The sequence below is a fragment of the Enterobacter cloacae complex sp. P1B genome (assembly GCF_014982345.1).
GTDB classification, from domain to species: domain Bacteria; phylum Pseudomonadota; class Gammaproteobacteria; order Enterobacterales; family Enterobacteriaceae; genus Enterobacter; species Enterobacter bugandensis.
In genome coordinates this window covers 74,757-96,554 of the sequence record NZ_JADCLF010000004.1, presented here as the reverse complement: position 1 = coordinate 96,554, position 21,798 = coordinate 74,757, and the positions used below count along the sequence as shown (strand labels likewise).

Genomic DNA, 21,798 nt, shown 5'->3' with positions numbered 1-21,798 from the left:
TAAGGACTGGCCGCGTTTATGCTAAGTCCACTGCTTCGCCGTTATACCTGGAACAGCGCCTGGCTCTACAACGTCAGGATATTTATCGCGCTTTGCGGCACGGCTGCCCTGCCGTGGTGGCTGAATGATGTCAAGCTCACCATCCCCCTCACGCTGGGGGTGGTGGCCGGAGCGCTGGCGGATCTGGACGATCGCCTGGCCGGGCGTTTGCGGAATCTGGTCATTACGCTCGTCTGTTTTTTTATCGCCTCCGCGTCCGTTGAGTTACTTTTCCCCTGGCCGTGGCTGTTTGCCCTTGGCCTTACACTCTCCACCAGCGGGTTTATTTTGCTGGGCGGTCTGGGGCAGCGCTATGCCACTATCGCCTTTGGGGCCCTGCTGATCGCTATCTACACCATGCTGGGCGTTTCCCTGTACGACCAGTGGTATCAGCAGCCTGTGCTGCTGCTGTTGGGCGCCATCTGGTATAACCTGCTGACGTTAACCGGCCACCTAATTTTCCCGGTTCGTCCTCTGCAGGATAACCTTGCCCGCAGCTATGAGCAGCTAGCCCATTATCTGGAACTGAAATCCCGGCTGTTCGACCCGGATATTGAGGAAGAAAGCCAGGCGCCGCTTTACGATCTGGCGCTGGCAAACGGCCAGCTGGTCGCCACCCTTAACCAGACGAAAGCCTCGCTGCTTACCCGTCTGCGCGGGGATCGCGGCCAGCGCGGCACGCGCAGAACCTTGCACTACTATTTTGCCGCTCAGGACATTCATGAGCGCGCCAGCTCCTCGCACGTTCAGTATGCCGCTCTGCGCGAGAAGTTCCGCTACAGCGACGTCATGTTCCGCTTTCAGCGCCTGCTGTCCATGCAGTCACAGGCATGCCAGCAGCTCGCGCGCTCCATTCTTTTGCGCACGCCCTATCAGCACGACTCCCGCTTCGAACGCGTGTTTAGCCATCTTGATGCGGCGCTCGACCGCGTGCAGGCCAGCGGAACGTCACCGGAACAGATCAAAGCGCTGGGTTTTCTGCTCAACAACCTGCGGGCGATTGATGCTCAGTTGGCGACGATTGAGTCCGAGCAGGCGATGGCACTGCCGGGCAGCGAGATGGATAACCAGCTTGCAGATGACAGCGTGCACAGCGTGAGCGATATGTGGCTAAGGCTGAGCCGCAACTTCACGCCGGAGTCGGCGCTGTTTCGTCACGCGGTGCGAATGTCCCTGGTCTTATGCGTGGGGTATGCTTTTATCCAGATAACCGGTTTGCACCACGGCTACTGGATCCTGCTGACCAGCCTGTTTGTCTGTCAGCCGAACTATAACGCCACCCGACACCGCCTGGCATTGCGTATTATCGGCACCCTGGTCGGCGTCGCCATTGGCCTTCCGGTGCTCTATTTCGTGCCGTCCATTGAAGGACAGCTGATCCTGATCGTGATCACCGGCGTGTTGTTCTTCGCGTTTCGCAACGTGCAGTACGCCCATGCCACAATGTTCATCACGCTGCTGGTTCTGCTCTGCTTTAACCTGCTGGGTGAAGGGTTCGAGGTCGCCCTGCCCCGCGTACTCGATACCCTGATTGGCTGCGCTATCGCCTGGGCCGCCGTCAGCTTTATCTGGCCGGACTGGCGTTTCCGTAATCTACCGCGCGTGTTAGACAGGGCTATGAACGCCAACTGCCGATACCTGGACGCCATCCTTGAGCAGTATCATCAGGGCCGCGATAACCGCCTGGCTTACCGGATAGCGCGCCGCGATGCGCACAACAGCGATGCGGAACTGGCCTCGGTGGTCTCTAACATGTCAACGGAGCCTCGCGCCACGGCCGAGATTCGTGAGACGGCTTTCCGGCTGCTCTGCCTGAACCATACCTTCACCAGCTATATTTCCACGCTGGGCGCCCACCGCGAAAAACTCACCAACCCGGGCATCCTCAATCTGCTGGATGACGCGGTCTGTTATGTCGATGATGCACTGCATCACCGGCCAGCCGATGAACCGCGCGTGAGACAGGCGCTGGATGAACTTACCCAACGTATTGCGCATCTTGAGCCCGGAAACGACAGCAAAGCGCCTCTGGTGTTACAGCAGATTGGCCTGCTCATCGCCCTGCTGCCAGAAATTTGCCGGCTGCAACAGCAAATCGCTACCTGGAGGAGTGATTCTCCAGTGGCTCAGGCAGCGCATTAAACCACTCCGTCAACTCCCGGCGAATGCCGGCCGGGAGTGCCGCCTCATGCAGCCCCTCGATCGCCCCTTCCAGCGCGAATAGCACTTTGATACTCAGCGCTTTATTTTTCGCCCGCATCTTCAGCCAGCTCTCCCTTGCGCCAAGCGCCCGCAGCGTTTCTTCGTTGGTGATGCCCGCTTCAAAGAGCAACACTTCCAGCTGAAAGGTCAGGTTTGGCAGGTCCTTAAGTCGATTGCGCTGATGCCGCTGGTAACGCTCTTTTCTTGCCGCATTAAGTGCGAAAGTGGAGAGCTGAAGCAGACGCTCCCTGTCCTGCCATAGCCCGTCATCCACCCGGTAATAGTTGAGAAGCACCGGACGGCCCCGCTTCATCAGGGTCAAAAAAGACGCAGCATTTTTCACACAGTATTTCGCACTTTCTTCACAGGCACGGAGGTAGAGCTCACCTTCTGACACCATGGCAAAAACCGCATCATCCACTGCCAGGGTATAGCCGCCGAACAGCGCGCGATGATGAATTTCACCCAGTGGTGACAGGTATTCCTGGGATTTATAAATCCGTTCATAAGATATCTTTTTCATGATATTTCCCTTCAAAATCATAAAGTAACAACGAAATTTCTTACTAGCGGATCCGTTAGCAGGAAAATAGGCAACTTAGCGTCGTTGAGCAAGATGATTTTTCGAAGGGCATCAACATTGAATGAATTTTGCGAGTCGCTTTCCGAAAATGAGGTTGATCTTTATGCATACAGGGGTTACTGTATATCCATACAGTAACTACAGGGCTGGAATGAATATGTACACTTCAGGCTATGCAAATCGCTCAACTTCTCTCTCCTCTACCGCGGGCACTGTCGCGCAGAACACCGTTGGGGGTGCTTCGACGGGGCTTATTAGTGAAGTGGTTTACCGTGAAGACCAGCCTCTGTTGACCCAACTCCTGCTGCTTCCGTTATTACAGCAGCTTGGTCAGCAATCACGCTGGCAGCTCTGGCTGACGCCACAGCAAAAACTGAGCCGCCAATGGGTGCAGTCTGCAGGCCTGCCGCTGGCAAAGGTTATGCAGATCAACCAGCTTTCTCCCTGCGATACCGTCGAATCGATGATTCGCGCGTTACGCACCGGAAATTACAGCGTGGTGATCGGGTGGTTACCGGAAGAATTGACGGAAGAGGAACATTTTCGTCTGACCGAAGCGGCTGAAGAAGGGAATGCGATCGGGTTTATCATGCGCCCGGTTCGTCCAGATTCTTATCGCAGAGGACAACTTTCTGGGCTAAAAATTCACTCAAATTTGTATCATTGAGTGAAATTAAGATTTTTCCTGGAATTTTTTTTGACCGCAGGATGCGGTTTTAGTTCCCGGCCTCAAAATTGCGGCAAGGCTTGTCTGGTGCGGTTCTCCTTAATTTTATTGCACAAAATTCGTTCTAAAAATGTTAAATAATAGGTATACGGAACTTTTTTTTTCATATGCCTGACAGACTTCACACTTGTAAGTTTTCAGCTACGTTGTAGACTTTACATCGCCAGGGGTGCTCGGCCTAAGCCGAAGATATCGGTAGATTTATATTTGACCACGCCCCCCGGTGAAGGATTTAACCGTGATTCTCTCTTGAGACCTTCATGGCGAATTTTGGATGATAACGAGGCGCAAAAAATGAAAAAGACAGCTATCGCGATTGCAGTGGCACTGGCTGGCTTCGCTACCGTAGCGCAGGCCGCTCCGAAAGATAATACCTGGTATGCAGGTGGTAAACTGGGCTGGTCTCAGTTCCATGACACTGGCTGGTACAACAGCAGCCTGAACAACGATGGCCCTACTCACGAGAGCCAGCTTGGTGCAGGTGCGTTCGGTGGCTATCAGGTTAACCCGTATGTTGGCTTTGAAATGGGTTACGACTGGTTAGGTCGTATGCCATACAAAGGCGACACCATCAATGGCGCTTTCAAAGCTCAGGGCGTTCAGCTGACCGCTAAACTGGGTTACCCAGTAACTGACGATCTGGACGTGTACACCCGTCTGGGCGGCATGGTATGGCGTGCAGACTCCAGCAACAACATCGCTGGCGACGACCATGACACTGGCGTTTCCCCAGTATTCGCTGGTGGCGTTGAGTGGGCTATGACCCGTGACATCGCTACCCGTCTGGAATACCAGTGGGTTAACAACATCGGTGACGGTGCTACCGTTGGCGTTCGTCCAGACAACGGCATGCTGAGCGTAGGTGTTTCCTACCGTTTCGGCCAGCAGGAAGATGCAGCACCAGTTGTTGCTCCAGCGCCGGCTCCAGCTCCAGAAGTACAGACCAAGCACTTCACTCTGAAGTCTGACGTTCTGTTCAACTTCAACAAAGCGACCCTGAAACCAGAAGGTCAGCAGGCACTGGATCAGCTGTACACCCAGCTGAGCAACCTGGATCCTAAAGACGGTTCTGTAGTGGTTCTGGGCTTCACCGACCGCATCGGTTCTGACGCTTACAACCAGAAACTGTCTGAGAAACGTGCTCAGTCTGTTGTTGATTACCTGATCTCTAAAGGTATCCCAGCTAACAAGATCTCCCCACGTGGTATGGGCGAATCTAACCCAGTTACTGGCAACACCTGTGACAACGTTAAAGCTCGCGCTGCACTGATCGACTGCCTGGCACCAGATCGTCGCGTAGAGATCGAAGTTAAAGGCGTTAAAGACGTTGTAACTCAGCCAGCGGCATAAGTTATCGTCTTATAAAAAAACCCCGCCATGCGGGGTTTTTTATTGTCTGAAGAAAACTAAAATCTATTTTTTGCCCAACAACGCCTGAAGGTCGTTTTTCAGCGACGACATCTGGTTGGCGTACTTCTCTTTATGTTCGGCATCCTCAATCAGCTGCACGATGGTTTCCGACAGGGTCTTACCACGCCGTTGTGCCAGCCCGGCCAGACGCTGCCAGACCACGAACTCCAGGTCGATGGATTTTTTCCGGGTATGCTGATGCTCAGCATTAAAATGCCGTTTACGTCGCGCGCGGATAGTTTGCTTCATCCGGTTTAACAACGCAGGATTAATGTGCTTCTCAATCCAGCCATTGACCTGTACCGGTTCATTTTCGAGGGTCAGCAAAATATCCACGGCTTCTTGCGCAGCGCTGGCTTCGATGTAGCAGGTGATCAGCTCCCCTTCACGGTGCTTTTTGACCAGGTACTTCCATTTCCAGCCGCTTTCGAGATTTTCCAGTTGTTGATATTTCATTGCGATCTCAGTGTTACCACGTAACTCTGTTCAGAATATCAGTTTTTTAGCAATCTGCTGAAAAGAAATCATATCCTGTGAGTGACTACAGCCAATCCGCCTGCTGAAATACCAATCCTGCTTGGGTAGAGCCCCCCGCTTACGGTATACTCCACGCTTTTACATCTGACTAAAAAACATCAACTTTGACCATTACGAAACTAGCATGGCGTGACCTTGTTCCGGATGCCGAGAGCTATCAGGAACTGTTTGCACAGCCCGATCTCGCAAAAGAACACGAATTCATCCTTAGCGATACGCAACCACGCTTACATTATGCGCTGGAGCAGACGTTAAGCCCGTGGGCGACATCGCCCTTCATGCTGCTGAAAGCCCCGGAAGAAGCGGAATATCTGACGCTGCTTGGGGATGCCACGCGCCAGCTGCGGCCAGACACCACCGCGGTATTTGGCGGCCAGTATCGTATCGCGGGGCATAATATTACCTTCGGACCGGCGGACCAGGCCGACGGTCGTTTTGCTACTAACGGCGAGGTAATTACCGCTAATTGGGTCGAGGCTGAACAGCTGTTTGGCTGTCTGCGCCAGTTTAACGGCGAGCTTTCCCTGCAGCCGGGGCTGGTGCATCGTGCAAACGGCGGCGTGCTCATCATCTCTCTGCGCACTTTGCTCTCGCAGCCGCTGCTGTGGATGCGTCTGAAAACCGTTGTGACCCAACAGCGCTTTGACTGGGTCGGTTACGACGAGTCTCGTCCTCTTCCTGTCTCCGTGCCGTCAATGCCGCTGTCGCTGACCGTCGTGCTGATGGGTGACCGCGAATCGCTGGCGGACTTCCAGGAGATGGAGCCGGAACTGGCCGAACAGGCAGTTTACAGCGAATACGAAGACAACATTCAGATTGCCGATGCGGACGACATGGCGCAGTGGTGTCAGTGGGTGATGGCCGTGGCGGAACGTTTTGCATTGCCAGCGCCTGCCGCCGACGCGTGGCCGGGTTTAATCCGCGAAGCCGTTCGCTATACCGGTGACCAGGAAACCTTGCCGCTCTGCCCGCTCTGGATCGGCAAGCAGCTGCGTGAAGTCGGTACGATCAGCGGTAACGGTGCGTTTACTGGCGAACAGCTCACGCGGATGCTGGCGCAGCGAGAGTGGCGCGAAGGCTATCTTGCTGACCGCATGCAGGATGAAATTCTGCTGGAACAAATTCTGGTCGAGACAGAAGGCGAACGCGTTGGGCAGATCAACGCCCTCTCGGTGATCGAGTTTCCTGGCCATCCGCGCGCGTTCGGTGAACCCTCGCGAATCAGCTGCGTTGTGCATATTGGCGACGGCGAGTTTACCGATATTGAACGCAAGGCCGAACTGGGCGGCAACATTCACGCCAAAGGCATGATGATCATGCAGGCATTTTTGATGTCTGAGCTGCAGCTTGAGCAGCAAATCCCCTTCTCCGCCTCGCTGACGTTTGAGCAGTCCTACAGCGAAGTGGATGGCGATAGTGCCTCAATGGCGGAGCTGTGCGCCTTAATCAGCGCCCTGGCGGATGTGCCGATCAACCAGAACATTGCTATTACCGGTTCGGTCGATCAATTTGGTCGTGCTCAGCCCGTTGGCGGTCTGAACGAAAAAATTGAAGGCTTCTTCTCTGTCTGTCAGCAGCGCGGTTTAAACGGCAAACAAGGTGTGATTATTCCGGCGCCTAACGTACGCCATCTCAGCCTGTGCCAGGATATTCTGGACGCGGTTGAACAGGAACAATTCGCCATCTGGGCCATCGAAGGGATTGAGGATGCACTACCCTTACTGACAAACCTGGTTTGGGATGGCGAAGGTCAGACAACTTTGATGCAGACTATCCAGGAGCGCATTGCTCAGGCGACGCAGCAGGATGCTCGCCATCGTTATCCATGGCCGTTACGCTGGCTGGGCTGGTTCAGTTCGAACTGATCGGACTTGTTCAGCGTACACGTGTTAGCTATCCTGCGTCCTTCACTAAAATAAGGCTTACTGAGAACATGGTAGATAAACGCGAATCCTATACAAAAGAAGATCTTCTTGCCTCTGGTCGCGGAGAACTGTTTGGCGCGAAAGGCCCACAGTTACCGGCCCCGAACATGCTGATGATGGACCGTGTCGTGAAAATGACCGAAACCGGCGGCAACTTCGATAAGGGTTACGTAGAAGCAGAACTCGATATCAACCCGGACCTGTGGTTCTTCGGTTGCCACTTTATTGGCGATCCGGTAATGCCTGGCTGCCTGGGCCTGGATGCCATGTGGCAGCTGGTTGGCTTCTATCTGGGCTGGCTGGGTGGTGAAGGTAAAGGCCGCGCGCTGGGCGTGGGCGAAGTGAAATTCACTGGTCAGGTTCTGCCTACGGCGAAGAAAGTCACCTATCGTATTCACTTCAAGCGCATCGTTAACCGTCGCCTGATTATGGGCCTGGCGGATGGCGAAGTGCTGGTAGACGGTCGTCTGATCTATACCGCGAACGACCTGAAAGTGGGTCTGTTCCAGGACACTTCCGCGTTCTGATATCGCTTTAAGCGACCCCGGAAAGGCGAAACCTCCGCAGTGCGGAGGTTTCTTTTTTTAAAGAGACGTTATCAGGCTATAAGTGCCCTGTCGCCGATGGCTTCTCGCCAGCCTCCAAGCCATTGTGACCTTTGATTTATCGTCTGATAAGGACACATTTCTTTCGAACGTCCAGCGATGCCGGCCTGATAACCACGTTGATGAGCCCGTTCCAGGCGATCTCGTTTCTGTCTCTTCATGCCTCGTTTCCCTCATTCTTTTGTCTGGTGGAAAGAAAACAGTGTCCGCGCCAGATGCGCAGGCACAGATAACGAATACCCCGAATTAGTCCCAGCGTCAATGTTCAAAATTCATACGGGTGTCATATTTGTGAGCTAGCCAGAAGATCATTTGTACAAAAATTGTGACCCGGCACAAGTAACAACCTGACGCAAAAACGAAAAAAAACCGCAATCAGCACCAGGCCGATTGCGGTTTTTGACGATGAATTTTACTTATGGCAGTCGGGAAATTTCCCTGGCGATACTGGCTGACTCCTGCGCCCAACCCTGAGCCAGCACTTTCACCATTTCATCATAGCCATCCTTCTGCTGCTTCAGCTCCAGATGGAAAGGACGCTTAATCAGCTGTCCCTGATGATTCAACAGCCACTCGCCGCTGATGACAACGGCACCGTCATAACGGCCGTGGAAGCCCGTTACCGTGACGTTCAGCGTGTCCTGATCGCTTCCCAAAGGCTGGGAGGCAACAACCCAGCCCGGAAGCTGGCTGCCCAGATTCGCCACCAGCGTATTGCGTAACTGCTGGTCCAGCGGGCTGGCCCACAGGTTGTTGTTGGCGATAACGTACTGTACATCGCTGGTCTGATAGACCACCCCGTTGCCGGCCAGGTAATCCGGCACGGCGACCTGCTCAACCCACAGCAGACGGTTGCCCTGCGAGGCGGAACTTTGCGTAACCGCCTGCGTCACCAGAGGCAGCTGGTAGTAGCTTTTCGTTTCGCTCCCGGAGCTACAGGCCGTGAGTACCATCGCTCCTGCAATCGCTAGCCATTTTTTCATTGTTTCGCCCTCTTCGGCTCAGGATCCTTTTTATCTTTCGCTTCGAACACCAGCGCGTTGCTCTTCTCGTTGAGCGTTTTCAGAACCGGCTGCAGTTCACGCAAGACCTGATCGAGACGCTGCATATCTGCCACCATCTTGTTGTACGCCGCCGAGCCAGGCTGGAAGCCCTGCATACTGCGATTCAGCTCGCGCAGCGTTTTCTGCATATCCTGCGGCAGCTGCTGCATACTCTGGTTTGCAGTGATCTTGTTGATGTTATCCAGCGTGGTCTGCAGGCGCTGCATTGTCGCCTGGCTTTGATGTAACGAACCTGTCGCCGCCTCAATCATTGGGTTCAGAGGCAGATTGTTAATTTTATCCAGCGTTTCCATGAGACGCTGCTGGATCTGGGCCAGACCGCTGCTTACCGTTGGGATGATCTTGTAACCACCAAATTCACGCATACCGGTAATCGGCGGCGCTTTTGGATAGAAGTCCATATCGACATACAGTGCGCCGGTCACCAGGTTACCGGTTTTCAACGAGCCGCGCAGACCGCGATTCATCAGGTCGGTGATGTGCTCGCCGATATCCTGATTCTCACCAATCTGGTTGATCAGGCGCTCAGGCTCAATGCGGATCAGCACCGGAATACGGTAATCATCATCAAGCATCTGCTTAAGGCCTGGAACAAAGTAAGGCACTTGTCCCACCGTCCCCAGACGAATACCGCGGAACTCAACGGGCGCCCCAGGCTGCAGGCCGCGAACAGAATCCTTAAAGAACATCAGGTAGTCGATGTGATCGGTATAGAGTGCATCCTGAATGCTTTTTTGATCGTCGAACAGGCGGAAAGCGGTGTTCTCCGCAACTGGCTGCCCCAGGTCCAGACCTTCGGGTACGTCAAAACTTACGCCGCCGCCAAACAGTGTTGTCAGCGAGCCCATTTCTACACGCATGCCCGCCGAGGTCAGATCCACCGCGATGCCGCTGTCTTTCCAGAAACGGACGTTGCTGGTAACCAGACGATCGTTAGGCGCATTGATGAACAGCTGATAGCTGATGGATCTTTTCTGAGGATCGAAGGTGCTCTTCTCCACCGAACCCACGCGATAGCCGCGGAAAAGTACCGGGTCGCCCGCCGTGAGCTGGCCCGCTTTTTTACTGTCGAGGATCACGCGGATACCTTTTGCATCAGGCGGTGCTAGCGGCGGTGAATCCAGAAGCTGGTACTGCGCCGGCTGGCTGCCTTTTGCACCCGGCTGCAGTTCGATGTAGGCACCTGAGAGCAGCGTTCCTAAGCCGCTGATCCCTTCACGTCCCACCTGCGGTTTAACCACCCAGAAAACAGAATCGCCGTGCAGGAGTTTTTCCATGCCGGCATTAAGACGCGCCTTAATCTCCACATGGGTTAAATCGTCGGTCAGGGTTGCGCTTTCCACCACGCCCACATCCACGCTGCGGCTTTTGATGGTCGTTTTACCGCCCTCAATTCCTTCGGCATTGGTGGTAATCAGCGTCACTTCCGGTCCCTGATGGCTGTAGTGATAAAACAGGATCCATGCACCGATCAGCGCGGTCACGATGGGGAATATCCACACCGGCGACCAGTTTTTGACCTTCTGCACTTTCGCCTCTCCACTCTTATTTTCCATGCTCTTACTCTTCCTCATGGCTTGATTCAGGCTCACGATCCCACGATAAACGAGGGTCGAAGGTCATGGCCGCAAACATGGTCATAATCACCACCAGTGCAAACATTAAAGCCCCCATCGCGGGATAAATACTCATCAAACCGCCCATCCGCACCAGCGCAGAGAGAACGGCAATCACAAACACGTCGATCATTGACCAACGACCGACAAATTCGACCACTTCGTAAATCAGATGCATGCGTTCGCTGTCGCGTTTTCCGTGGCCTTTTGCATCCCAACAGAGCCAGGCAATGGCGATCATTTTTAAAGTGGGCACCATGATACTGGCGATGAAAATCACGCCGGCGACAGGATAGGATCCTTCGCTCCACAGCAGTATGACCCCGGCGAGGATCGTCGAGGGCATTTTATCGCCGAGCAAATCGGTGATCATAATCGGCAGAATATTAGCGGGCAGATACAGCATGACGGACGTGACCAGCAGTGCCATCGTCCACTGCAGGCTATTTTTACGGCGAACATGGCCCTTCGTTTCGCAGCGCGGACAAACCTCAAGATCGGCGGGCAGCACGGCGGTACAGCACGGACAAGAACGCAGCCCCTGGCGGATACCCGGCACGCCGACCTTCACCGTCTGCGCGAGCGTCGGTGCCGGGGCGATATCGTCCCAGGCCCAGCGCCTGTCCACGCACTGGAAAGCACGCAGCTGCAGGACACAGTACAGACACCAGGGAATAAAGCTGCTGCCTATCCCCACGTCGCCGTACGCCATCAGCTTCACGAAACTGACCAGTATCCCTGCGAGAAAGATCTCGGCCATCCCCCAGCTTTTGAGCTGAAAAAGGATGCGCGCGAGCCGGATTTTCAGCGGTGACGGCATCCTGACGCGGTTAACCAGCAGCAGGATGATGACCAGGCAAAACGCCGGGACTATCTGGACGAATAGCAGAAAAAAGGTGCCGAGGCTGGCGTAATCTTCCGAGAACATCACGCCCGGGATTTCAAGCAGATCCACCTGGCTTGTCATCCCGCCCACCTTCATATAGACGAAGGGGAAGAGATTGGAGAGCAGCAGCATGAACAGTGCTGCCAGCGCGTAAGCGGTGGGACGCTGCCGCGGCGCGTCCCACTCGGTTGTCAACGTCGCGCCACAGCGTGGACACTGGGCTTTATGTCCGTGACCAAGCTCTGGCAACGCCACGAGCATATCGCATTGCGAGCATAATATATGCCTGTCGGCATGGTGCTGGTCACACATATTTAATCCCTGTTATGCGCCGTTTTTCAGAGACTCAAGGTACTCCCAGCGCTCAAATGCTTCTTCCAGGGCTTTTTCAGCCGCGGACATTTCAGCCAGTACTTTCTGAGTATAGTCATGCGATTGGGTAAAGAAGGACGCATCAGCAACCTGCGCTTGCAGCTCCTCAAGCGCGGCCTCCAGCTCTTCAAGACGCTGAGGTAGCCCCTCCAGTTCGCGCTGCAGGTTATAGCTTAGTTTAGCCGAGGTTTTCTTGACAGTTTCTGCTTTTGTTACAGCAGGTTCAGAACTTGTTCTGGACTTCGACTGTTTCTGCGCCAGAGACTGCGACTGCTGCCCTTTTGCGTCGTGATAACCGCCCACGTACTGGCCAATTCGCCCTTCACCTTCGAAGATCCAGCACTCGGTCACGGTGTTATCCACGAACTGACGATCGTGGCTAACCAGCATCACGGTTCCCTGATACCCATCGATCAGCTCTTCGAGTAATTCCAGCGTTTCGACATCCAAATCGTTCGTCGGTTCATCGAGGATCAACAGATTACTTGGCTTCAGGAACAGACGGGCCAGCAGAAGACGGTTACGCTCCCCGCCGGACAGCGCGCGCACCGGTGTCATGGCGCGTTTCGGGTGGAACAGGAAGTCCTGCAGGTAGCCCAGAACGTGACGCGGCTTGCCGTTTACCATCACTTCCTGTTTACCTTCGGCGAGGTTGTCCATCACCGTGCGGTCCGGATCCAGCTCCGCGCGGTGCTGGTCGAAGTAGGCCACTTCCAGCTTGGTGCCACAGTGAATGCGGCCGCTGTCGGCCTGCAGCTGGCCCAGCATCAGCTTCAGCAGCGTGGTTTTGCCGCAGCCGTTCGGGCCGATGAGCGCAATTTTGTCCCCGCGCTGAACCTGCGCAGAGAAATCTTTCACCAGCACCTTGCCGTCAACCTGGTAGTTAACGTTTTCCATTTCGAAGACAATCTTGCCGGAGCGGGACGCCTCTTCCACCTGCATTTTGGCGCTGCCCATGACTTCGCGGCGCTCGCTGCGCTCGCGACGCATCGCCTTCAGGGCACGCACGCGGCCTTCGTTACGGGTACGGCGGGCTTTGATGCCCTGGCGGATCCAGACTTCCTCCTGCGCCAGCTTGCGGTCGAACTCCGCATTCTGCAGCTCTTCCACGCGCAGGTTTTCTTCTTTCTCCAGCAGATAGGTGTCGTAATCGCCAGGATAGGTGACCAGCTTGCCGCGGTCGAGGTCAACAATGCGCGTCGCCATATTGCGAATAAACGAACGGTCGTGCGAGATGAAGATGATGGTGCCGCTGAAGGTTTTCAGGAACCCTTCCAGCCAGTCAATCGCTTCGATATCCAGGTGGTTGGTTGGTTCGTCCAGCAGCAGTACCTTAGGGCCGCTGACCAGCGCGCGCCCCAGCGCCGCTTTACGCAGCCAGCCGCCGGAGAGCGCCGACAGCTCCATGTCGGGTTCCAGCCCGAGCTGCGCCAGCACCTCGTTAATGCGGTTTTCCAGCTGCCACAAACCGTGGTGATCGAGCATCTCCTGTACTTTCGCCAGTTCGTTGAGATTCTTGTCGCTCGGGTCGGTCATCACCAGATGCGAAATCTCGTGATAGCGCTTCAGGTACTCCGCCTGCTCGGAGATGCCTTCCGCCACGAAATCGTACACGCTGCCGGTCACATGACGCGGCGGATCCTGCTGGAGGCGGGAGACGATCAGATCCTGCTCGTATACGATGCGGCCGTCATCCAGCCCCTGCTCGCGGTTGAGGATTTTCATCAGCGTGGATTTACCCGCGCCGTTACGGCCCACCAGACAGACGCGCTCGTTATCTTCGATATGCAGCTCTGCATTATCGAGAAGCGGTGAGTCGCTGAAAGAGAGCCACGCGCCGTGCATACTAATTAATGACATTTATTTTTCCTTTCAGACCGCGGTAATCAACCAGCAGTTATGAATTTGACGGTTACGGGCGAAGTCCTGAGACAGCGTTTTTTGACTGATTTCTTGTGCTTTCAGTCCCAGGGCTGCCAGGCCGTCATGATCCATACGGAAGCCGCGTTTGTTGTTCGAGAACATAATGGTGCCGCCTTTGCGCAGCAGGCGCTTCAGGTCGGTCATCAGGCGCAGGTGATCGCGTTGAACGTCAAAGCTATCCTCCATGCGCTTGGAGTTAGAGAAGGTCGGCGGATCGATAAAGATCAGGTCGAATTGCTCGTCGGTATCGCGCAGCCAGCCCAGCACGTCGGCCTGCATCAGGCGATGCTGACGCCCGGTTAAGCCGTTCAGACGCAGGTTACGCTCGGCCCACTCCAGATAGGTGCGGGACATATCCACCGTGGTAGTGCTGCGCGCGCCGCCGAGACCGGCATGCACGCTGGCGCTCCCGGTGTAGGAGAACAGGTTGAGGAAATCTTTACCCTTGCTCATCTGGCCGAGCATGCGGCGGGCGATGCGGTGGTCGAGGAACAGGCCGGTATCAAGATAGTCGGTCAGGTTCACCCACAGGCGAGCGTTGTATTCGCCCACTTCGATAAAATCGCCCTTTTCGCCCATCTTCTGGTACTGGTTTTTACCCTTCTGACGCTCGCGGGTTTTCAGCACCAGCTTGTTCGGCGCAATCCCCAGCACGGCAATGGTGGCCGCAATGACGTCCAGCATGCGCTGGCGCGCTTTTTGCGCATCGATGGTTTTCGGTGGAGCATATTCCTGAATCACCACCCAGTCCGCATAGCGGTCAACCGCCACGTTGTACTCCGGCAGGTCGGCATCGTACAGGCGATAACACTCGATCCCTTCCTGCTTCGCCCATTTTTCAAATTTCTTCAGGTTTTTGCGCAGGCGGTTGGCGTAATCCTCTGCCACGCCGGTTGGCTTGCTGTCCGCCGCTTTCTCTGCCAGATGATAGTTTTTCTGCACGCAGTCCAGCGGGCCGTTTTTCGCTTTAAACTGGCGATCGGCACGCAGCTGCAGGCAGCTCAGCAGCTCCGGCGAGGCGCTGAACAGAGACAGATTCCAGCCGCCGAAGTAGTCCTTCATATTGCGGCCCAGCAGGCTGTGCAGGGCAATCAGCGCAGGCTCGCTGTCCAGACGCTCGCCGTATGGCGGGTTGCTGATTACGGTCCCGTACGGGCCCTTCGGCAGCGGGTTGGTCAGGTTCGCCACGTCTTTCACCTCGAAGGTGACCAGCTCGCCGATACCGGCGCGACGGGCGTTGCTGCGCGCGCGTTCAATTACGCGCGGGTCGCTATCCGAACCGTAGAAGTGAGAAGTATACTCCGCCAGGCCCTTACGCGCGCGGGTCTGCGCGTCGTCTTTAACCTCTTTCCAGAGCGCTTCGTCGTGCTGCGCCCAGCCTTTGAAGCCCCAGTGGCCGCGGTGCAGCCCCGGCGCACGGTCGGTTGCCAGCATTGCGGCCTCAATCAGCAGCGTACCGGAGCCACACATTGGGTCGAGCAGCGGCGTGCCCGGTTGCCAGCCGGAGCGCATCACGATGGCGGCGGCCAGGGTTTCTTTGATCGGTGCCATACCGGTGCGATCGCGGTAGCCGCGCAGGTGCAGACCCGCGCCGCTCAGATCGAGGGAGATGCTCGCCGTGTCGCCGTTCAGCCAGACGTTGATACGCAGGTCCGGGTTTTCGCGATCAACGTTCGGACGTTCCTTATTTTTACGCGTGAAGCAGTCCACAATGGCGTCTTTTACGCGCAGGGCGCCGTACTGGCTGTTGCGGATCTCGTCGTTTACGCCGTTGAAATGCACCGCGAAGGTGGCGTTAGGCGTGAAGATCTCTGTCCAGTCGATCATCTGTACGCCGGTGTAGAGATCCAGGTCGCTATAGACCTTGCATTCCTTCATCGGCAGCATGATGCGCGACGCCAGACGGCTCCACATCAGGCTCTGGTAAATAAGCCGCGTGTCGCCCTCAAAATGGACACCACCCTGAACCACCTGGCACTCTTGCGCGCCCAGGGCTTCCAGTTCAGTTTTTAACAGCTCTTCCAGCCCACGGGCCGTACTGGCAAACAGAGAATTCATATCGTCACTTTTACTCTTAGAAAATTGTCGCGCATTATAGCTAATATGGCGTGTATGTCATAAAGTTGAAGGCTTATTTTCATTCGAGGGAGTGTGCAGTGGCGACGTTATCCAGGCTTTTTATTCATCCGGTGAAATCCATGCGCGGCATCGGCGTCACTCACGCGCTGGCAGACATGAGCGGGTTCGCCTTCGATCGTATTTTTATGGTCACCGAGCCTGACGGTACGTTTATCACCGCACGCCAGTTCCCTCAGATGGTTCGCTTTACCCCTTCCCCGCTTCACGACGGTTTGCACCTTACCGCGCCGGACGGTTCCAGCGCGGTGATTCGCTTTGCGGATTTTGCGGCTGTCGACGCGCCAACGGAAGTATGGGGCAACCATTTTACCGCGCGCATCGCGCCGGATGAAATTAACCGCTGGCTGAGCGGCTTCTTCTCCCGCGACGTGCAGCTGCGGTGGGTTGGGCCGGAACTGACGCGTCGCGTAAAGCGCCACGACGCCGTTCCCCTCTCCTTCGCGGATGGCTTCCCGTTCCTGCTCACCAACGAAGCGTCTCTGCGTGATTTACAGAATCGCTGTAAAGCCAGCGTACAGATGGAACAGTTCCGCCCGAATCTGGTCGTGACCGGAGCGGACGCCTGGGATGAAGACACCTGGAAAGTCATCCGCATCGGCAGCGTCATCTTTGATGTCGTCAAACCCTGCAGCCGCTGCATTTTCACCACGGTAAGTCCTGAGAAAGGCCAGAAGCATCCTTCCGGCGAGCCGCTGAAAACGCTGCAATCGTTCCGTACCGCGCAGGACAACGGCGATGTCGATTTCGGCCAGAACCTGATCCCGCGATCCAGCGGCGCAATCCGCGTAGGCGATGAAGTTGAAATTCTCGCCCGCGGGCCGGCGCGAGTGTACGGCTCAGGCCAGGAAGAAGAAATGGTCGAGGTTGAGACGAATGTCGCCACTGGGGTGGATATTCACTGGCAGGGCAAGGTTATTCGTGGCAACAATCAGCAGGTTTTACTGGAGCAGCTGGAGCAAGCCGGTATTCGCGTACCGTATTCCTGCCGCGCGGGAATTTGCGGATGCTGCCGCATCAAGCTGCTGGAGGGAGAAGTGAGTGCGCTGAAAAAATCTGCAATTGGAAATGACGGCACAATCCTGTGCTGTAGCTGCGTACCGAAAACGTCGGTACAACTAGAAGCTTAAACCGCTTGTTCGAGGCTGAAGGCATCGACGCGCAGCTGTGGCTTCAACCTGTCATTCATGACTTTGATCGCATCACCTAACTGCATTACGCGCCCGGCAATCGTCACGCCGGGCTGCGCCAGCAGACAGAGTGCGGCATTTTCGCCCGGCTCAACCACTAACAAACTCACCTCTTCGGCGGTATCGCTCAGGTTAACGCTGGCCGCATCGCCCGTTGCTGGCGTCCAGTCCATGCCGTGAGGCAGGAAATGCCAGCTTTTCGGCATTTGCGGTTTCAGGAAACGGATAGCCACCAGCGCATTTAATACCAGTTCGGCACGCTGCTCTTTAGAGAGCATCAGGTCGCGGCATTTTTCTTCAAAGGAGAAATAAAGCGCCGCATCGTCAACGCAAAAGCCCGATGGAGAAAACGCGTCCGGGGTTAACATTCGGCGGGCAAAACGAGAACGAAACAACATGCCATTGGCTAAATCGAGCATCATACGGTCATGCTCGTCGCAAAAATACCAGCGCCAGTTATCGTCAGGTTTAATTCGCATGTGTCTCTCCCGTCCCCAAACGTCCTGTACTAAAAATGTCCTGTTCGCCGCTTCGTTTATAACACTAGTAATAAAAGACGATAATGTCTAAATAAGCAACAGTGACGGAATATAAAACAACCAGGGCTGGAAATAAAGCCCTGGTTGTCTGATTAAGAAAAAAGATTAGATATGCGTAACGATTTCTTTAATCAAAGGCGGGCCTTTAAAAATAAAGCCGGAATAGATTTGCACCAGTGACGCACCGGCCGCCATCTTCTCGCGCGCAGCAATCACCGAGTCGATACCGCCGACGCCAATAATCGGTAAACGGCCTTTTAATTCCGCAGACAGCGCGCGAATAATTTCGGTGCTTTTTAATTGTACCGGACGGCCACTTAACCCACCCGCTTCGTCACAGTTTTTCATTCCCTGAACGAGCGAACGATCGAGCGTGGTATTCGTTGCAATCACCCCGTCAATATTATGGCGAACCAAACTGTCGGCAACCTGGATCAATTCTTCGACAGAAAGATCCGGCGCGATCTTCACCGCGACCGGAACATATTTATGGTGGATCGCCTGGAGTTCATTTTGTTTATTTTTAATGGCACTCAGAAGATCGTCCAGCGCTTCGCCATATTGTAAGGAGCGCAGCCCCGGGGTATTGGGCGAGGAAATATTCACCGCGATATACCCGGCATAGGCGTAGACTTTTTCCATACAAATCAGGTAGTCATCTTTACCCTGCTCAACCGGCGTATCTTTATTCTTGCCAATATTGATGCCTAACACCCCATCAAAATGGGCTTTCTTCACGTTCTCTACCAAATGATCAACGCCGAGGTTATTAAAGCCCATGCGGTTGATCAACCCTTCGGCTTCGACCAGGCGGAACAGGCGCGGCTTGTCATTTCCCGGCTGCGGGCGCGGCGTGACGGTACCAATTTCGATGGAGCCAAAGCCCATCGCGCCCAGGGCATCAATGCACTCGCCATTTTTGTCCAGACCGGCCGCCAGACCAAGCGGATTTTTAAAGGTCAGCCCCATGCACTGCACAGGCTTTTCCGGCACGTTTTGACGCACCAGGGCCGCCAGAGGCGTTCCTGTAATACGACGTAATTGCTGGAATGTAAATTCATGAGCGCGCTCGGGGTCGAGCTGGAAAAGGGCTTTACGAACGAAGGGGTAGTACATGAACTCTCCTGGATTCCCGGTGTGCAAACCGGGAGGGGATTATGGGCGATCCCGTCACGAAAGGGAATTGACCTGCGGCAAAAAAATCGGCGTAAAACGCAATCGTTTACCTCCCACTCTCTTTCTTATGCAGTTTTTCGCAGTTTAATTGCGGATAAATCATTTAGTGGAATAACCGCGCGGTGTCACACTCCTGAAAATTGTTATGAATGTTAGACAAAAGCAAACAATTAGTTATAAGGAGGAAGTATGCGCGTTATTACCCTGGCCGGAAGTCCACGATTCCCTTCGCGTTCCAGCGCCCTGCTGGAATATGCCCGCGACAAGCTCAATGCCCTGGACGTGGAAGTGTGCCACTGGAATCTGCATAACTTCGAACCTGAAGATTTGCTGTATGCCCGCTTCGACAGCCCCGCGCTGAAAACCCTCACTGAGCAGCTCAAGGAAGCGGACGGCCTCATCGTTGCGACCCCGATTTATAAAGCCTCTTTTTCGGGCGCGCTGAAAACGCTGCTCGATCTTCTCCCCGAGCGCGCACTGGACGGCAAAGTAGTTCTGCCGCTGGCAACGGGCGGCACGGTGGCCCATTTACTGGCGGTAGATTACGCCCTGAAGCCGGTGCTGAACGCCCTGAAGGCGCAGGAGATCCTTCACGGCGTTTTCGCGGATGATTCGCAGGTCATTGACTACCAGCATAAGCCGCACTTCACGCCGAATCTGCAAACGCGCCTTGATGCCTCGCTGGAAACTTTCTGGCACGCGCTGCATCGCCGGGATATCCAGGTTCCTTCTTTTAATCCGCTGCAGGGAGTCGCACATGTTTAAAACCTTAACCCGCCTCGGACTGGCTGGCCTGATGGCGTTTACCGCGCTGGCACATGCCGCAGAAACCGCACCGGACAGTTTACGGATTGGCTACCAAAAAGGCAGCGTCAGTATGGTGCTGGCAAAAAGCCACCAGCTGCTGGAAAAACGCTTCCCGGACACCAAATTCTCATGGGTGGAGTTCCCGGCAGGGCCGCAGATGCTTGAAGCCCTGAACGTCGGCAGTATCGATCTGGGCAGTACGGGCGACATCCCGCCTATTTTCGCTCAGGCTGCCGGGGCAGACCTGGTATACGTCGGTGTAGAACCCGCTAAGCCGAAAGCCGAAGTCATCCTGGTACCTGAAAACAGTGACATTAAAAGCGTCTCCGACCTTAAAGGGCGTAAGGTCGCTTTCCAGAAAGGTTCCAGCTCGCACAACCTGCTGCTGCGCGCCTTACAGGAAGCCGGGCTCAAGTTCACCGACATTCAGCCCGTTTACCTGACGCCCGCCGACGCGCGCGCCGCGTTCCAGCAGAAGAACGTTGATGCCTGGGCTATCTGGGATCCGTACTACTCCGCGGCATTACTGCAGGGTGGCGTACGGGTGCTGAAAGACGGTACCACGCTGAAGCAAACCGGTTCGTTCTACCTCGCCTCACGCCCTTACGCCGAAAAAAACGGCGCGTTTATTCAGGGCGTACTGGATACCTTTACGCAGGCAGATGCCCTGACCCAGAGCCAGCGTCAGGCGAGCATCGCCCTGCTGGCAAAAACCATGGGCTTACCTGAGCCGGTGATCGCGAGCTACCTCAGTCACCGTCCGCCCACCACCATTGCGCCTGTCGACGCACACGTCGCCGCGCTTCAGCAACAGACTGCTGACCTCTTCTATCAAAACCGCCTGGTACCAAAACAGGTCGATATTCGCGAACGCATCTGGCAGCCCGCTGGCAAAGAAGGAGCTAAATCATGAGTCTGAATCTTTTCTGGTTTTTACCCACCCACGGTGATGGACACTATCTTGGTACAGAAGAGGGCTCGCGCCCGGTTGACCATGGCTATCTTCAGCAGATTGCCCAGGCGGCGGACCGAATCGGTTTTACCGGCGTGCTGATCCCGACCGGACGCTCGTGCGAGGATGCCTGGCTGGTGGCCGCGTCGATGATCCCGGTCACCCAGCGCCTTAAATTCCTGGTTGCATTGCGTCCGAGCGTCGTTTCACCCACCGTGGCGGCGCGTCAGGCAGCAACGCTTGACAGGCTCTCCAACGGCCGCGCTCTGTTTAACCTGGTGACGGGCAGCGATCCGCAGGAGCTGGCGGGTGACGGCGTGTTCCTCGACCATACCGAGCGCTATGAAGCCTCCGCCGAATTTACCCGCGTCTGGCGACGCCTGCTGGAAGGCGAAACCGTCACCTTTGAAGGTAAGCATATTCACGTTCGCGACGCGAAGCTCTACTTCCCGCCGGTGCAGCAGCCGCGCCCTCCGCTCTATTTTGGCGGATCGTCGGATGTGGCCCAGGATCTGGCCGCCGAGCAGGTCGATCTCTATCTGACCTGGGGCGAGCCGCCCGAGCTGGTGAAAGAGAAAATTGCCCAGGTCCGCGCCAAAGCCGCCTCCCATGGCCGCAAGGTGCGCTTCGGGATTCGCCTGCACGTGATTGTGCGCGAAACCAATGAAGAAGCCTGGCAGGCGGCAGACCGTCTGATCTCCCATCTGGACGATGAGACCATTGCGAAGGCGCAGGCTGCGTTTGCCAAAACCGACTCCGTCGGGCAGCACCGCATGGCCTCTCTGCACAACGGCAAGCGCGAGAATCTGGAAATCAGCCCGAACCTGTGGGCGGGCGTGGGTCTGGTACGCGGCGGCGCGGGCACGGCGCTGGTCGGCGACGGGCCAACCGTGGCTGCACGTATTAATGAATACGCTGACCTGGGCATCGACAGCTTTATTCTCTCCGGCTATCCGCACCTGGAAGAGGCCTACAGGGTGGGCGAGCTGTTATTCCCGCATCTGGATGTCGCCGTTCCGGAAATTCCGCAGCCGCAGCGGCTCCAGCTGCAGGGCGAAGCCGTGGCAAACGAGTTTATTCCGCGCAAAGCCGCACAGAGCTAAGGAGTG

19 protein-coding genes are annotated in these 21,798 nt (G+C 55.6%); 9 read left to right on the top strand and 10 right to left on the bottom strand.

The window, feature by feature from the left end:
• Positions 1 to 18 precede the first annotated feature (18 nt).
• Complete coding sequence (gene yccS / locus INF77_RS03345; RefSeq protein WP_045261705.1) at positions 19 to 2,181, top strand: YccS family putative transporter; 2,163 nt, start codon at positions 19 to 21, stop codon at positions 2,179 to 2,181.
• On the opposite strand, the gene INF77_RS03340 is transcribed toward yccS, so the two are convergent.
• Positions 2,138 to 2,764 (bottom strand): TfoX/Sxy family DNA transformation protein, encoded by a 627-nt coding sequence (locus INF77_RS03340; RefSeq protein WP_041910603.1) that lies wholly within the window; start codon positions 2,762 to 2,764, stop codon positions 2,138 to 2,140. The two genes, yccS and INF77_RS03340, sit on opposite strands and share 44 nt — an antisense overlap.
• 217 nt (positions 2,765 to 2,981) lie before the next feature.
• Between INF77_RS03340 and sulA the strand changes: the two genes are divergently transcribed.
• The gene (gene sulA / locus INF77_RS03335) at positions 2,982 to 3,491 is read left to right on the top strand and encodes an SOS-induced cell division inhibitor SulA (protein WP_041910604.1); all 510 of its coding nucleotides are present in this window, start codon (positions 2,982 to 2,984) and stop codon (positions 3,489 to 3,491) included.
• 354 nt (positions 3,492 to 3,845) lie between these two features.
• Positions 3,846 to 4,901 (top strand): porin OmpA, encoded by a 1,056-nt coding sequence (ompA, locus tag INF77_RS03330; RefSeq protein WP_108780329.1) that lies wholly within the window; start codon positions 3,846 to 3,848, stop codon positions 4,899 to 4,901.
• A gap of 63 nt (positions 4,902 to 4,964) precedes the next feature.
• On the opposite strand, the gene matP is transcribed toward ompA, so the two are convergent.
• The gene (gene matP / locus INF77_RS03325; protein WP_023332611.1) at positions 4,965 to 5,417 is read right to left on the bottom strand and encodes a macrodomain Ter protein MatP; all 453 of its coding nucleotides are present in this window, start codon (positions 5,415 to 5,417) and stop codon (positions 4,965 to 4,967) included.
• 185 nt (positions 5,418 to 5,602) lie between these two features.
• On the opposite strand from matP, the gene INF77_RS03320 reads away from it, so the two are divergent.
• A complete protein-coding gene (locus tag INF77_RS03320; RefSeq protein WP_193532705.1) occupies positions 5,603 to 7,363 on the top strand; it encodes a Lon protease family protein in 1,761 nt (586 codons plus the stop codon).
• Positions 7,364 to 7,431: 68 nt separating this feature from the next.
• A complete protein-coding gene (gene fabA / locus INF77_RS03315; RefSeq protein ID WP_000227926.1) occupies positions 7,432 to 7,950 on the top strand; it encodes a bifunctional 3-hydroxydecanoyl-ACP dehydratase/trans-2-decenoyl-ACP isomerase in 519 nt (172 codons plus the stop codon).
• Between the two features lie 71 nt (positions 7,951 to 8,021).
• Here the strand turns inward: fabA and rmf are convergent, their stop codons facing one another.
• The 6 genes from rmf to rlmKL form a co-directional block, all read right to left on the bottom strand.
• On the bottom strand, positions 8,022 to 8,189 hold the full coding sequence (rmf, locus tag INF77_RS03310; protein ID WP_013097261.1) for a ribosome modulation factor: 168 nt from the start codon (positions 8,187 to 8,189) through the stop codon (positions 8,022 to 8,024).
• A 255-nt stretch (positions 8,190 to 8,444) separates the two neighbouring features.
• Positions 8,445 to 9,011 (bottom strand): membrane integrity-associated transporter subunit PqiC, encoded by a 567-nt coding sequence (gene pqiC, locus INF77_RS03305; protein WP_028012599.1) that lies wholly within the window; start codon positions 9,009 to 9,011, stop codon positions 8,445 to 8,447.
• Positions 9,008 to 10,648 carry an intermembrane transport protein PqiB gene (gene pqiB, locus INF77_RS03300; RefSeq protein WP_028012598.1) on the bottom strand — a complete coding sequence of 547 codons (1,641 nt, stop codon included), beginning with the start codon at positions 10,646 to 10,648 and terminating at the stop codon, positions 9,008 to 9,010. Before pqiB ends, pqiC begins: the two co-directional genes overlap by 4 nt.
• Positions 10,649 to 10,652: 4 nt before the next feature.
• Positions 10,653 to 11,906: a membrane integrity-associated transporter subunit PqiA gene (gene pqiA, locus INF77_RS03295; protein WP_045261707.1), complete on the bottom strand. Its 1,254-nt coding sequence runs from the start codon at positions 11,904 to 11,906 to the stop codon at positions 10,653 to 10,655.
• A gap of 12 nt (positions 11,907 to 11,918) precedes the next feature.
• A complete protein-coding gene (locus INF77_RS03290) occupies positions 11,919 to 13,826 on the bottom strand; it encodes an ABC transporter ATP-binding protein (RefSeq protein ID WP_028012596.1) in 1,908 nt (635 codons plus the stop codon).
• A 12-nt stretch (positions 13,827 to 13,838) separates the two neighbouring features.
• Positions 13,839 to 15,947, bottom strand: coding sequence for a bifunctional 23S rRNA (guanine(2069)-N(7))-methyltransferase RlmK/23S rRNA (guanine(2445)-N(2))-methyltransferase RlmL (rlmKL, locus tag INF77_RS03285; protein WP_028012595.1), 2,109 nt, complete (start codon positions 15,945 to 15,947; stop codon positions 13,839 to 13,841).
• Positions 15,948 to 16,045: 98 nt separating this feature from the next.
• On the opposite strand from rlmKL, the gene INF77_RS03280 reads away from it, so the two are divergent.
• On the top strand, positions 16,046 to 17,155 hold the full coding sequence (locus INF77_RS03280) for a YcbX family protein (protein ID WP_047368226.1): 1,110 nt from the start codon (positions 16,046 to 16,048) through the stop codon (positions 17,153 to 17,155).
• Here the strand turns inward: INF77_RS03280 and zapC are convergent.
• Positions 17,152 to 17,694 carry a cell division protein ZapC gene (gene zapC, locus INF77_RS03275; RefSeq protein ID WP_028012593.1) on the bottom strand — a complete coding sequence of 181 codons (543 nt, stop codon included), beginning with the start codon at positions 17,692 to 17,694 and terminating at the stop codon, positions 17,152 to 17,154. The genes INF77_RS03280 and zapC overlap by 4 nt on opposite strands.
• Positions 17,695 to 17,859: 165 nt before the next feature.
• Positions 17,860 to 18,870, bottom strand: a complete 1,011-nt coding sequence (pyrD, locus tag INF77_RS03270; protein ID WP_045261711.1) for a quinone-dependent dihydroorotate dehydrogenase — start codon at positions 18,868 to 18,870, stop codon at positions 17,860 to 17,862.
• A 249-nt stretch (positions 18,871 to 19,119) separates the two neighbouring features.
• On the opposite strand from pyrD, the gene ssuE reads away from it, so the two are divergent.
• From ssuE to ssuD, 3 genes are read left to right on the top strand one after another with little or no spacing between them, the layout of a single operon-like run.
• Positions 19,120 to 19,695, top strand: coding sequence for an NADPH-dependent FMN reductase (gene ssuE / locus INF77_RS03265; protein WP_088204950.1), 576 nt, complete (start codon positions 19,120 to 19,122; stop codon positions 19,693 to 19,695).
• A complete protein-coding gene (locus INF77_RS03260; protein ID WP_028012590.1) occupies positions 19,688 to 20,650 on the top strand; it encodes a sulfonate ABC transporter substrate-binding protein in 963 nt (320 codons plus the stop codon). The genes ssuE and INF77_RS03260 overlap by 8 nt, the downstream gene beginning before the upstream one ends.
• Positions 20,647 to 21,792 (top strand): FMNH2-dependent alkanesulfonate monooxygenase, encoded by a 1,146-nt coding sequence (ssuD, locus tag INF77_RS03255; RefSeq protein ID WP_150143247.1) that lies wholly within the window; start codon positions 20,647 to 20,649, stop codon positions 21,790 to 21,792. The genes INF77_RS03260 and ssuD overlap by 4 nt, the downstream gene beginning before the upstream one ends.
• The last annotated feature ends 6 nt before the right edge of the window (positions 21,793 to 21,798 follow it).